The organism is Emticicia soli, from assembly GCF_037860775.1.
Lineage (GTDB): Bacteria > Bacteroidota > Bacteroidia > Cytophagales > Spirosomataceae > Emticicia > Emticicia soli.
In genome coordinates, this window is record NZ_JBBEWC010000008.1 from 263,981 (window position 1) to 276,226 (window position 12,246).

General features: G+C 41.0%; 12 protein-coding genes. 2 read left to right on the top strand and 10 right to left on the bottom strand.

Annotation, left to right across the window (positions count from 1 at the left end; genetic code table 11):
- Positions 1 to 22 precede the first annotated feature (22 nt).
- From fahA to WAE64_RS14890, 5 genes are all read right to left on the bottom strand, one after another.
- Positions 23 to 1,249 (bottom strand): fumarylacetoacetase, encoded by a 1,227-nt coding sequence (gene fahA, locus WAE64_RS14870; RefSeq protein WP_340237744.1) that lies wholly within the window; start codon positions 1,247 to 1,249, stop codon positions 23 to 25.
- 30 nt (positions 1,250 to 1,279) lie between these two features.
- A complete protein-coding gene (locus WAE64_RS14875) occupies positions 1,280 to 1,711 on the bottom strand; it encodes a MarR family winged helix-turn-helix transcriptional regulator (RefSeq protein ID WP_340237745.1) in 432 nt (143 codons plus the stop codon).
- Positions 1,712 to 2,094: 383 nt separating this feature from the next.
- Positions 2,095 to 2,826, bottom strand: coding sequence for a phenylalanine 4-monooxygenase (gene phhA / locus WAE64_RS14880; RefSeq protein WP_340237746.1), 732 nt, complete (start codon positions 2,824 to 2,826; stop codon positions 2,095 to 2,097).
- A gap of 15 nt (positions 2,827 to 2,841) precedes the next feature.
- Positions 2,842 to 3,972: a 4-hydroxyphenylpyruvate dioxygenase gene (gene hppD, locus WAE64_RS14885; protein ID WP_340237747.1), complete on the bottom strand. Its 1,131-nt coding sequence runs from the start codon at positions 3,970 to 3,972 to the stop codon at positions 2,842 to 2,844.
- Between the two features lie 28 nt (positions 3,973 to 4,000).
- Positions 4,001 to 5,161 (bottom strand): homogentisate 1,2-dioxygenase, encoded by a 1,161-nt coding sequence (locus WAE64_RS14890; protein ID WP_340237748.1) that lies wholly within the window; start codon positions 5,159 to 5,161, stop codon positions 4,001 to 4,003.
- A gap of 464 nt (positions 5,162 to 5,625) precedes the next feature.
- Here WAE64_RS14890 and WAE64_RS14895 point away from each other — a divergent pair, with 464 nt between their 5' ends.
- Positions 5,626 to 5,871, top strand: a complete 246-nt coding sequence (locus WAE64_RS14895; protein ID WP_340237750.1) for a hypothetical protein — start codon at positions 5,626 to 5,628, stop codon at positions 5,869 to 5,871.
- A gap of 2 nt (positions 5,872 to 5,873) precedes the next feature.
- Positions 5,874 to 6,473, top strand: coding sequence for a class I SAM-dependent methyltransferase (locus WAE64_RS14900; RefSeq protein ID WP_340237752.1), 600 nt, complete (start codon positions 5,874 to 5,876; stop codon positions 6,471 to 6,473).
- Between the two features lie 171 nt (positions 6,474 to 6,644).
- Here WAE64_RS14900 and acs read toward each other — a convergent pair whose 3' ends face one another.
- From acs to WAE64_RS14925, 5 genes are all read right to left on the bottom strand, one after another.
- Positions 6,645 to 8,546 carry an acetate--CoA ligase gene (acs, locus tag WAE64_RS14905; protein ID WP_340237753.1) on the bottom strand — a complete coding sequence of 634 codons (1,902 nt, stop codon included), beginning with the start codon at positions 8,544 to 8,546 and terminating at the stop codon, positions 6,645 to 6,647.
- Between the two features lie 329 nt (positions 8,547 to 8,875).
- A complete protein-coding gene (locus WAE64_RS14910; RefSeq protein WP_340237755.1) occupies positions 8,876 to 9,928 on the bottom strand; it encodes an acyltransferase in 1,053 nt (350 codons plus the stop codon).
- Positions 9,925 to 10,158, bottom strand: coding sequence for a DUF6814 family protein (locus WAE64_RS14915; protein WP_340237757.1), 234 nt, complete (start codon positions 10,156 to 10,158; stop codon positions 9,925 to 9,927). Before WAE64_RS14915 ends, WAE64_RS14910 begins: the two co-directional genes overlap by 4 nt.
- A gap of 4 nt (positions 10,159 to 10,162) precedes the next feature.
- Positions 10,163 to 11,725: an MFS transporter gene (locus WAE64_RS14920; RefSeq protein ID WP_340237758.1), complete on the bottom strand. Its 1,563-nt coding sequence runs from the start codon at positions 11,723 to 11,725 to the stop codon at positions 10,163 to 10,165.
- Positions 11,726 to 11,801: 76 nt separating this feature from the next.
- Complete coding sequence (locus WAE64_RS14925) at positions 11,802 to 12,227, bottom strand: IS1/IS1595 family N-terminal zinc-binding domain-containing protein (RefSeq protein WP_340237760.1); 426 nt, start codon at positions 12,225 to 12,227, stop codon at positions 11,802 to 11,804.
- Positions 12,228 to 12,246 lie beyond the last annotated feature (19 nt).

Below are 12,246 nucleotides of genomic sequence, written 5' to 3' on the forward strand. Positions count from 1 at the left end.
CTTGCGGTAAATTACAAAAAAATCAATTACTTGCAACTATCTTACCGCTTACCTCACCAAAGCCAAGTCTGATACCATCTTTTTGGCAGAAACCCGTAATAATCAAAGTATCGCCATCTTCCAGAAAAGCCCTTTGAGTGTCTGAATCTAAAACAATAGGCTGTTTGCCTCCTAAACTAAGCTCTAGCATTGAGCCATAGCTATCAGGCTTTTGTCCGCTTATCGTGCCCGATGCCAGTATATCACCAATTTTCAGGTTGCAACCATTGATGGTATGGTGGGCTATTTGCTGCGCTATGTTCCAGTACATGTATTTAAAATTTGTACGTGAAATAGTATAGGCTTGTTTATCTTGAGGTATAAGGTTTACTTCTAGCTCAATATCAAAATTACGTTTGCCTTCAAAGGCCAGATACGGCAGCGGCTCGGGGTCTTGCTGTGGTGTTTCGGTTCTGAAATGTGCTAGTGCGTCTAAAGTTACTACCCAGGGCGAGACCGACGAGGCAAAATTTTTGCCCAGAAAAGGCCCAAGCGGTTGGTATTCCCAGCGTTGTATGTCACGGGCTGACCAATCGTTAAAAAGCACCAATCCAAAAACATAGCTTTCGGCTTCTGTCGTGCTGATGCTTTGACCTAAAACCGAGTTTTTGCCTATTATTGCGCCGATTTCCACCTCAAAATCCATTTCTTTGGTAGGCGAAAAAACAGGAACTGCGCTATCGGCAGGTTTTATTTGTCCTTTGGGCCGAATAACAGGCGAGCCCGAAACTACAATAGAACTTGCCCGACCATGATAGGCAATAGGCACGTGTTTCCAGTTAGCAACCAGTGGGTTGTCTGGCCTGAACATTTTGCCTACATTCGTAGCGTGTTCAAGGCTCGAATAAAAATCGGTATAGTCGCCCACTTTTACTGGCAAATGCATCTTTACCGATGCTATGGGGTGAAAAGCCTGATTGAAATATCGTTTCAGCGGAGAATTTTCTTGTCGTAGCCACTCTTGCAATTGCAGCCTGATAGCACTGGTTTTGTTTTTGCCAAGATTAATAAAGGCATTCAGGTTGGCCTGATTACACACATTGCGAGGTACAGCCAGCAAACCGAACTTTCGTAATTGCTCTAAATCTATTACATAATCGCCAATGCGTACGCCTACTCTTGGTGAGTTTTTACCAACACTAAAGATACCAAAAGGAAGATTATGAATCGAGAAATCTGTATCTGCAGGAATATTCAGCCAGTGGGTCATTCTATCAAATTAAATATCTGTGCGGTATTATTAACTAACGTTCTTGTGAATCGTGTTCATGATGCGTACCAACTCATCGTAATCTTTATCTGTAAGTCCATCCCACGATTTTCGTCTTATCTCACCAATTACTACCAAGGCTTTGTCGTGTAATATCTCGCCTTCTTCTGTCAGAAATATGTTGAATTTTCTGCGGTCATCATCGGCCATTTGGCGTCTTACAAGTTTTTTCTCAACCAATAAGTCCAGAATACGGGTTACAGTAGGGGCATCTTTGGCCGTGTCAACAGCCAAATCGTTCTGGCTGATACCGGGTTTGGGCTTCACGTGGTCAAGCACTACCCATTGGTCTACTGTCAGGTCGATATTATTATCAGATAACCCCTTTTGCATAAAGCTACGGATACGCTTGATGGTCGTATCTATTTTAAAAAAGTAGGAGCGTTGATCAGAATGCGTCATATTTTATTGTCGGTGAGTCCTTTTGTAATTTATCAGGATTTTGTCCTTAATTTTAAATAGTAAGCATACAAATAGGAGAAATAGACGTCTAAATATACCAGCACTACCTGACTTTGAAGCTGTTTGGGTTGTTTTCTACTGATATATTATCTCTATGAGATATTTTTACATTTATTTTGATGTATTAGTCCCGTAGGGACGATATATCGGTAGACAGTTCAGCTTTTAAAGTTGAGTATCCCGTAGGGATAATATATTTACTGCAAGCTTTTATTTCAACCTACTTCTGATGATTAATATTTATACGTTCGAACTTAAAAGAATATTCTGCTATAATGCCTTTAAGCAAGAAAGTATTTTACAAAAGTAGAAAAAACCTTCAATTATTGACACACTAATAATTGTTGCTCTAAAACTTTTTCAAATTCGGGTAAGGAATGATACAATTGCTCATACGAATCAATGATGAAGTACTTTTTCTGATACTCATCAATCTTTACTTCGGTAGCAATTATTTCTTCAATATTATAGGGCACTCGCTCGGGTATATCGCTATATAAGCTGTATTCACTTTCGCCGCTTGATGAGAGAATACCACCGCCATAAATTTTTACTTGTCCGTTTTCTTTTACCAATCCAAACTCAACGGTGTACCAGTATAAGCGTTGCATCATTTTAATTGCGGCTTCGTCTTCAATGTATTTCAACGAAATCTTGCTGAATTCGGCAAGAAAATCGCAAAAAGCCTGATTGGTCAGTAGCGGCACATGGCCAAAAGTATCATGAAACATATCGGGCTCTTCCAGATATTCCAGTTGGTCACGGCGGCGCAGCCATGTCGAAGCCGGAAACTGTTTGGCGGCCATCAACTCAAAAAACTCTTTGATAGGCACCAACCCCGGCACACCAATTACCGACCAGCCCGTTAGAGCTTGTAGGCGAGGGTTGAGTTCTTTCTCAAAATCAGGAATATGCGCAGCCACAAAACCCGCTTTCTCTATACCGTCGAGGTAATCTTTACTGGCTAGCGTGGGCAGTTTCTCTAATTGTCTTTCAAACAGCATACGCCACACTTCGTGGTCGTCGGCTGTGTATGTATCATAAGCTTGGTTCATAATCTTATTCTTTTATCACAAAGTGCCTCTAAGCACCTGCTCTCTTTCAATTGCCTCAAAAAGTGCTTTAAAGTTACCTTTACCAAACGATTTAGCCCCTTTGCGCTGAATTATCTCAAAAAACATGGTTGGGCGTGGCTCAATTGGCTTGGTAAAAATCTGCAAGAGGTAACCCTCATCGTCTCTATCAACCAAAATGCCCAGCGATTGCAATTGTTCTATTTCTTCATCAATATCGCCAATGCGGCCTCTTAGTTCTTGGTAATAACTATCGGGTACACGCAAAAACTCTACGCCACGTTCACGCAGGTGCGTTACGGTTGTAATAATATCGTCGGTTGCTACGGCTAGGTGTTGAACACCTGCGCCGTCATAAAAATCGAGATACTCTTCCACCTGTGATTTTTTCTTACCCTCAGCAGGTTCATTAATCGGAAACTTGATTCGACCATTTCCGTTCGACATTACTTTACTCATAAGTGCCGTATAATCGGTCGAAATATCTTTGTCATCAAAACTTACCAATTGGTTGAAACCCATCACATTGGCGTAGAAATTCACCCATTCGTTCATCTCGTTCCAGCCTACATTACCCACCATGTGGTCTACGAATTTCAGCCCAACCGGAGAGGGGTGATAAGCCGGTGCCCATGCACGGAAATTTGGCAGAAAAACGCCGTTGTATTGGCTGCGTTCTACAAAAATATGTACTGTATCGCCATAAGTATGTATGCCAGAGCGGACTACGGTGCCGTGTTCGTCTTTTTCGTCTACGGGTTCCATATAAGGTTTTGCCCCACGCGAGATAGTCTCATAATAGGCATCACGGGCGTCGTCAACCCAAAGGGCCACTACTTTTACACCATCGCCGTGTTTATCGATATGTTTTCCGATTTCGGTGCCGCCGTGTAGAGGCGATGTAAGCACCAGCCGTATTTTGCCTTGTTGCAAAACATAACTCTCTCGGTCTTTCAGTCCTGTTTCAAGTCCGGCATACGCCAACGGCTGGAAACCAAAAGCAGATTGATAATAATGGGCTGCCTGTTTACAGTTACCTACATAGAGTTCCAGATAATCAGTGCCGTTAATAGGCAGAAAATCGGTATTTTCTGCCTTGTCGATTGTGTTTTTTGATTGATGAAGCATAATTGCGAAGTTTTTTTGTGGAATTCTGTTAATCTATCCAGCTATGAAAATACTTGCCGTCGTCAAGTTTCAGTGCATCCTCTGTAAGCATCAGCGGTCTGAAAGTATCAACCATTACGGCCAGTTCCTGTGTTTCTTTTTTGCCGATACTGCGCTCCATTGCCCCCGGGTGTGGCCCGTGTGGTATACCACCCGGATGTAGTGTAATGTGCCCCTGTGCTATGTCATTACGGCTCATAAAATCACCATCAACATAATATATCACTTCGTCGGAATCGATGTTTGAGTGATTATATGGCGCCGGAATGGCCTGTGGGTGGTAGTCGTACAGCCGAGGACAAAACGAACACACCACAAAGGCATCAGTCTGGAATGTCTGATGCACCGGCGGTGGCTGATGTACACGCCCCGTAATAGGCTCAAAATTGTGTATCGAAAAGCCCCACGGATAATTGAAACCATCAAAACCCACTACATCGAAAGGGTGATACTGGTAAACAAGGCTGTGAAGCTGGTTTTGTTTTTTTATTTTTATGATAAACTCACCCTTTTCGTCGTGCGTTTCAAGGTTTTCAGGGAGTTTATAATCTCGCTCACAAAACGGCGAATGCTCTTGCATTTGCCCGAAATGATTACGGTATCTTTTGGGCGTATAAATAGGCGAGTGCGATTCTATATAGAAAATACGGTTATCGGCCGTATCAAAATCAATCTGGTAAATCATACCTCTGGGTATTACCAGATAATCGCCGTATTCAAAACTGATATTACCTAATTGTGTGCGAAGCGTGCCAGAGCCTTTATGGATAAACAGCAGCTCGTCGGCATCGGCATTTTTATAGAAATATTCTCTAAGCGATTGCCTTGGTGCTGCTAGCCCGATGATACAATCTTTGTTTACCAACAACGGCACACGGCTGTCGAGAAAATCGTCTTTTGCTTGCACATTAAAGCCAATCAGCTTGCGCATCATTAGTTGGTGCGTGTCGGCCAATTTGGGGTTTAAGTCTTTGCTATCCAATATTTGCATCACCTGCGTAGGCCGATGTATATGATACATAAGCGAAGCCATGCCATCGAACCCGATAGTGCCAAAGAGCTGCTCGTAATACAGCCCGCTGCCATCAGGTTTCTGGAATTGCGTGTGGCGTTTAGCAGGTATTTTCCCTAGTTTATGATAGATAGGCATATATTTGCTATAACAATTATTGTTAAGCAAAATAAAGAAAAAATAATTGTTATGACAAGTAAATTAGTAATATTTTTTTATTGAATAGGATTTAATGAATATTTAATGATTGGTTGTTTTTGTGTTGATAGGAAGGTTTAAAGAGTAAATAGCCATAAAAATAACATTCCATTTCGTCTCTACAAATGCATTTAATTCCCTTAATATTAAGAAACTGTTTGAGTTAAATTTTGAAAATGAAAAAGAATGTTTTTTGTTTCAAGACGAGATTTAAAAACCGGAGTTTAGCAGAGCTAAATGAGGATTTTTAAAGCGAAGTATTGAACAAAAAGCGACTTTTTCAATTCAACAAGATTAACTCAAACAGTTTCTAAAGTATTAAAGCCAACCAAATAAAACGTCTTTCTGCACATGAACTTTTATTTTTGAAACAATGTTGCAAAAATAAAAAATAACGTAAAACCATGATAGAAGTTTTTATCACCGATATTCAAACCCAGATGCAAGCAGATAGTATGCTTGAAATTTTGAAAAAGAGTTTTCCTGAACTGAAATTTAATTTTGATTTGAGCAGCTCCGATGCACCTTTCCCTTGTGGAAATAATATTTTAAGAGCAGAAGGAGCAATGATTAATGCCGAAAGCATAATTGCAACACTCAATAAATCTGCGTTTAAATGTGAGGTATTAGAAGATAAAATCTGTGTATAAATATGGAATTCTGGGAAGCTAACTTTATTGAAAAACAAGAAATGTGGGGCTTTGAGCCATCACGTTCGGCTGTATTGACCAAAGATTTTTTCGTTGAAAAATCCATAAAAAATATGCTCATTCCGGGCATTGGTTATGGCCGAAATGCCCAGGTTTTCAGAGACAATGGCATTGCCGTAACTGGCATTGAGATTTCTAAAACTGCTATTGACATGGCAAAAAAGCACTATGGCAATGACATGACCATTTATCATGGCTCAGTAGTGGATATGCCGTTTGATACTCAGCAATACGATGGTATTTTTTGCTATGCACTTATTCATTTATTAGATGCCGACGAAAGAAAGAAACTCATCAGTGATTGTTACAAACAACTTTCAGAAGGTGGATACATGGTTTTTACGGCTATTTCAAAAAAGGCTCATACCTATGGCAAAGGCAATTTTATCAGCAAAGACCGCTATGAGATATTTGAGGGAGTAAAAATGTTTTTTTATGACATAGAATCTATCCGTGAAGAATTTAAAGATTTCGGATTGTTTGAAATCACAGAAATAGAAGAGAGTTTTCCGTTTTATTTGATTAAGTGTAGGAAGAGGTAGAAGGGAATCAATTAATATGAGAAATGTATTTTGGAAGAGAAGTTTTGTTTAAATAACCCCACCCTACACGGGTCGCCCTAACCCTCTCCAACAGTGGGGAGAAAACTTGAATTTATCTCCCTTCCCCATTGTTGGGGAAGGGTCGGGGATGGGGTTTATTTTATCAAAATCCTACTTTAACAACTGCGCACCATTCTTTATTTCTTCTACTACATTCGGGTCGAGTAGGGTAGAGGTATCGCCTAGATTGGCTGTTTCGCCTTCGGCTATTTTTCTTAAGATACGGCGCATGATTTTGCCTGAACGGGTTTTAGGCAAACCACTCACAAACTGAATTTTGTCAGGTTTTGCAATGGGCCCGATAACTCTCGAAACTGTTGCCAGAATATCTCGACGGGTCAAATCTAAATCATTCAGATGGCTTTCGCAGATTACATACGCATAAATACCTTGCCCTTTAATATCATGCGGATAACCCACTACCGCCGACTCAACTACGCCCGTGTGCATATTGATAGCGTTTTCTACCTCGGCAGTACCGATTCTATGGCCTGACACGTTCAATACATCATCAACACGGCCAGTAATTCTATAGAAACCGTTTTCATCTCGCATAGCGCCGTCGCCTGTAAAATACAGATTCGGGTAAGCCGAGAAATAATTGGTACGGCATCGCTCATGGTCGCCCCAGGTAGTGCGGATAGTAGATGGCCACGGGAATTTGATACATAAATTACCACTCACGTTTCCACCCAGAATCTCGTTGCCGTTTTCGTCAACAAGCATCATCTGAATACCCGGCAACGGAAGCGAAGCCCACGCTGGTTTCAATGGTGTAATGCCAGCCAATGCCGAAATCATAATACCACCTGTTTCGGTTTGCCACCAGGTATCAACCACCGGACAATTGTCTTTACCGATGTTTTTAGAGTACCAATGCCAAGCTTCTTCGTTGATTGGCTCTCCTACCGAACCCAAAACTTTTAGTGAACTCAGGTCTTTACCCTCAACGTATTCAAGCCCAAAGCCCATCAATGAGCGTATGGCTGTTGGCGCAGTATATAAAATATTAACTTTGTGTTTTTCTACAATATCCCAGAAACGCCCGGCATCAGGGTAGGTTGGCACACCTTCAAACATCAACGAGATTGCCCCACAAGCCAAAGGCCCGTAAACAATGTAAGAGTGTCCAGTTATCCAGCCAATGTCAGCCGTACAAAAATGTACCATACCCGGTTTATACTGAAACACGTTCATGAACGTATAAGCCGAATAAACCATATAACCACCACAGGTATGCACTACACCTTTGGGTTTTCCGGTCGAGCCAGAGGTATAAAGAATGAAAAGCGGGTCTTCTGAGTCCATTTCCTCTGCCGGACAGTCAGAGTTTACGAATTTTACTTCTTCTTCCCACCATACATCACGGCCTTTAATCATACTTACAGGCGTGCGTGTACGGGTAGCTACAATCACTTTCTTTACAGTAGGGCAGCCAATCAGGGCATCGTCTACCGTATCCTTCATCGGAATCGTCTTGTTACCACGCACGGCTCCGTCGGTTGTAATTACTGCCACACACTGCGAGTCGTTAATACGGTCGGCAATAGAAGACGCCGAAAAACCACCAAATACTACCGAGTGAATAGCACCGATACGTGCGCAGGCCAAAGTAGCCACGGCAAGCTCGGGTATCATAGGCATATAAATACAAACCCGGTCGCCTTTTTTTACGCCATTGCGTTTAAGCACATTGGCAAAACTACATACACGGTCGAACAATTGACGATAGGTAAGCGTAATACTATCTTCGCTTGGGTCGTTTGGTTCCCAGATAAGGGCAGGTTGTTGAGGCTTGTCTCTTACGTGGCGGTCGAGGCAATTTTCGGTAATATTAAGTTTACCACCTACAAACCACTGTATTTTAGGCTCTTTGAAGTTCCAGTCTAATACTTTTGTCCAAGGCTTTTTCCATTCAAAATTATTGGCAGCAATCTCAGCCCAGAAGCCTTCAGGGTCTTGCACACTAGCCTCATAGGCTTTTTGATACTCTTCGTAGGATTGAATAAGCATAATTGAATAATAGGGTAAATAGGATTATAATAATGGTACTCCGAAATATGGTTGGGTGTAGCAAGGAACTTGCTACATGGTAGAGGAGTATTAATTGAGATTCAGAGAATAAATGGTTTTGTACATACCATTAGATATTGTTGAAAATGTATAATAAAATGCCCGAAGATGTTTGCGTGTAGAGACAGGGCATTGCCCTGTCTCTACCAAATCCGGCATTTATCAGAGAAATTTATTTTCTGAATCTTGCTTGATACCCACTACAAATCTATCGTAAATAAATAATTGTCTATTCTTTTTTAAATTAACCCTGCAAATATCGCAGATAATTAGCCTACAATCCAACTACCTACTTTAGGAATTTTGCTGATAATCTTTACAATCAGGTAGCTGATAACTGCCGTTAGTAAAAAATGAACGCTGATACCGACTAATGGATTAATCCATGTAAAGTTAATCTGGTACTCGCGTGATAGTATCCTTAAAATTAAGGCATGAACCAGATATACGCCATAGCTGGTTATATCTAATTCTTGCATGAGTCTTGGTAAAAAATCAACATCACAGGCTTTCTGAAAAAGCAAAAATATCGAAACTGACATCAGCATAACAGGTATGCTCAGGTAGTCGGTATAATCGTAAACATATTTGCCTGCCTTCCACGATACAACATAACAAATATAGGCAGCTAATGCCCAAGATGCTAAAAATAAGAGGATAAGCATACTTTTTGAGAGTTTTGTGCCTGTTTTGCCTAGCCAATAGCCCAGCACAAAATAACCTACAAAGCCCGTAAAATACCTGATATCGAACTTGATTTCGAAGCCAAACCACTTATTTACCAAGGTATAAACCACATTGCCAACAAACCACAAAAAGATAAAATATCTTATTTCGTTCTGCTGAATATTAGGATTAGGGCTGTTTTCGGTGCCTTTTATCCATCGGCTTATAATAGGTGTAAATGCATAAATGCCCAAAAGCATATATACAAACCACAAATGCCCTGAGCCACCACCGCCACCGCTTAGTATTTTTTGAGTAAAATCACCGATTGTCCACGGAGTTCGTTCGTTGGGTTGTCCTTTAAAATTAGACCAAATGATATACACCAGGCTCCAGATTACAAACGGGACAAAGATACGGGTGAGGCGTTTTTTCAGGAAACTATTTAATTCTTCATATTTACCAATGAGTAAATAACCCGAGAGCATCACAAAAACAGGCACGGCGAATCGGCCAAAGACATTAATAATATGGCAAATCCACCAGTCAGTATAGGCTAATTTCTTAACATGCAGCGAGCCAAAGCCCGCTGCATGCAATAAAATAACCGTTAGTGTTGCAAATACCCGCAGGTTGCTTACCCAGTATTTTTTCATAGTTTTTCACCATTCTTGGTGCTGTATTCGCCTTGCATGGCATAATAACCGAATATAGACATTCCCAGCGAGATAATTGGTGCCAATATAAAAGTGTAAATAATAGCAGGCACCAAATCGTTGCCGCCGCTTTGCCACAATGGCAAGGCCTGAAAATATATTAAATAGATACCGGCACTTATGCCTACCAGTATCCATAAGTATCCCAATGCTTTTCTGATTGCGTTCATAGTTTTAGTCGTGAATGTTTCTGTCTTTACCATTAATATAAATAAGCCCGATTATAAAGCTGATACCTGCAATAATAATAGGGTAGTATAAACCTTGCAGATAAGGTTTATCGATTGCCATTGGTTCGCCCATGCTTTGGGCTTTAGCATTTATTTCGTAAGCCTGAGTAGCCAGAAATGTGGCAATGGCAGGCATTAAGCCTCCAAAAACACCATTGCCAATATGATAAGGCAAAGACATAGACGAATACCTGATTTTGGTCGGGAACATCTCAACCAAAAAAGCGGCAATAGGCCCATAAGCCATTGTTACAAATAAAATGAGGCAGAAAACCAGCAAGACTAAAGTCCATTTATCTTTGCTATTGAGTGTTATGGTTTTCTTTACGTCTGGTTTGGCAGATGCCACAGATTTATCGGCCAGATTAGTAGTTTTCATCACTTCGCTCATGATTGTTCCGTCTTCATAATCATGTACGGTGGTGGTCGTAACCAACGAATCGGCAATACTATTGGCAATCAAATCAACCTGTACATTTGTTTTGTCGGTGGTATTTACTTCAACTTTATTGGCTACGTTGGCGGTCTGGTAAATTTTCTCGAAGATTGGGCGATACAGTAGCACAGCCAAAAACATACCCGCCAACATAATGCCTTTACGGCCAATTTTGTCCGACAAAGCACCAAATATAATAAAGAAAGGAGTACCCATTAGCAAAGCCCACATCATAATACTATTGGCCTGTACATCGTCCAGATTACAGGTTTTCAATAAAAAACTCTGGGCATAAAACTGCCCTGTGTACCACACAACTCCCTGCCCCATAGTTGCTCCGAAAAGCGCCAGTAAAACAAATTTGAAATTAAGGCGATTACCGAAAGATTCTTTGAGCGGATTTGCCGAGATTTTACCTTCTGCCTTGGCTTTAGCAAATAGGGGAGACTCCGACATATTGCGGCGGATAAGGAAAGAAACAAAAACCATTATGATTGAAACCAGAAAGGGCAAGCGCCACCCCCAATCGTCAAACGATTCTTTCGACATCATGGTGCGGGTAATCATAATTACACCTAACGAAACAAACAGCCCAACAGTGGCGGTGGTTTGTATCCACGATGTCCAATACCCTCGTTGATGTACCGGAGAGTGTTCAGCTACATAAGTAGCGGCACCACCGTATTCACCACCCAGTGCCAAGCCTTGCAAGAGCCTTAAAATCAATACAAGTATAGGAGCTAAAGCACCGATGCTTTCGTAGCTTGGTATTAAACCAATAGCAAAAGTGGCACCGCCCATTAGCATAAGGGTTACCATAAATGTGTATTTACGCCCGATTAAATCGCCTAAACGGCCAAAAAACAAGGCACCAAATGGCCGCACCACAAAACCTGCCGCAAATGTGGCAAGGGTATTAAGAAAGCCGGCTGTGGGGTTGTCGGTCGGGAAAAATTTAGAGGCCAAAACTGTAGCCAAACTGCCAAAGATATAAAAGTCGTACCATTCAATAAGCGTACCCACCGACGAAGCACCAATGATGTAGCCCAGATTTTGTTTTTTTTCAGACATGTACTAATAGTTTTTTAGGGAATAGATGGAAATTATATTATGGTTTGGTTGATTTCTTTTAATCAGCTTGGTTTTTCTAATGCATTTTGGCTCGTTTCCACTTTATGAGCATAAACTTATCGCCTACTTCTGTAACCGTAACACCTATGCCATGTAAGTTTTCTCTGTTGGCATAAAATTCCGTAAGTTCGGCGTAGGTCAATATCGAAGTAGTTGGTTTATACGTGTTTTTTCGGTTGGGTATAGTAATATTATATTTTCGCACCCAGTTCATAACCGATACATGGCTTATGCCCAGAAGCCGCTCAATTTCACGGAAACTAAACCCTTCGAGATACAATTGCAATGCCTTGATTACAAAATAAGTTTCGATACTTTTTCCGAGTTTTTCAACCGTAAAATTGTATCCGCAATCTTTACATTTATAACGTTGTTTTTCCTTGACAATCCCATTTCGGGAAATATTATTAGAATCACATTGAGGGCAATGAGGGAGTTCCATTGTGTTCTATAGTTTTTTA

Bases quoted from the DNA above. Each gene is read 5' to 3' on its own strand.
- WAE64_RS14895 (WP_340237750.1), top strand. From the start codon at position 5,626: ATGATAGAAGTTTTTATCACCGATATTCAAACCCAGATGCAAGCAGAT.
- WAE64_RS14915 (WP_340237757.1), bottom strand. From the start codon at position 10,158: ATGAACGCAATCAGAAAAGCATTGGGATACTTATGGATACTGGTAGGC.
- WAE64_RS14925 (WP_340237760.1), bottom strand. From the start codon at position 12,227: ATGGAACTCCCTCATTGCCCTCAATGTGATTCTAATAATATTTCCCGA.
- WAE64_RS14900 (WP_340237752.1), top strand. From the start codon at position 5,874: ATGGAATTCTGGGAAGCTAACTTTATTGAAAAACAAGAAATGTGGGGC.
- acs (WP_340237753.1), bottom strand. From the start codon at position 8,546: ATGCTTATTCAATCCTACGAAGAGTATCAAAAAGCCTATGAGGCTAGT.
- WAE64_RS14890 (WP_340237748.1), bottom strand. From the start codon at position 5,161: ATGCCTATCTATCATAAACTAGGGAAAATACCTGCTAAACGCCACACG.
- phhA (WP_340237746.1), bottom strand. From the start codon at position 2,826: ATGAACCAAGCTTATGATACATACACAGCCGACGACCACGAAGTGTGG.
- hppD (WP_340237747.1), bottom strand. From the start codon at position 3,972: ATGCTTCATCAATCAAAAAACACAATCGACAAGGCAGAAAATACCGAT.
- WAE64_RS14875 (WP_340237745.1), bottom strand. From the start codon at position 1,711: ATGACGCATTCTGATCAACGCTCCTACTTTTTTAAAATAGATACGACC.
- WAE64_RS14910 (WP_340237755.1), bottom strand. From the start codon at position 9,928: ATGAAAAAATACTGGGTAAGCAACCTGCGGGTATTTGCAACACTAACG.
- fahA (WP_340237744.1), bottom strand. From the start codon at position 1,249: ATGACCCACTGGCTGAATATTCCTGCAGATACAGATTTCTCGATTCAT.
- WAE64_RS14920 (WP_340237758.1), bottom strand. From the start codon at position 11,725: ATGTCTGAAAAAAAACAAAATCTGGGCTACATCATTGGTGCTTCGTCG.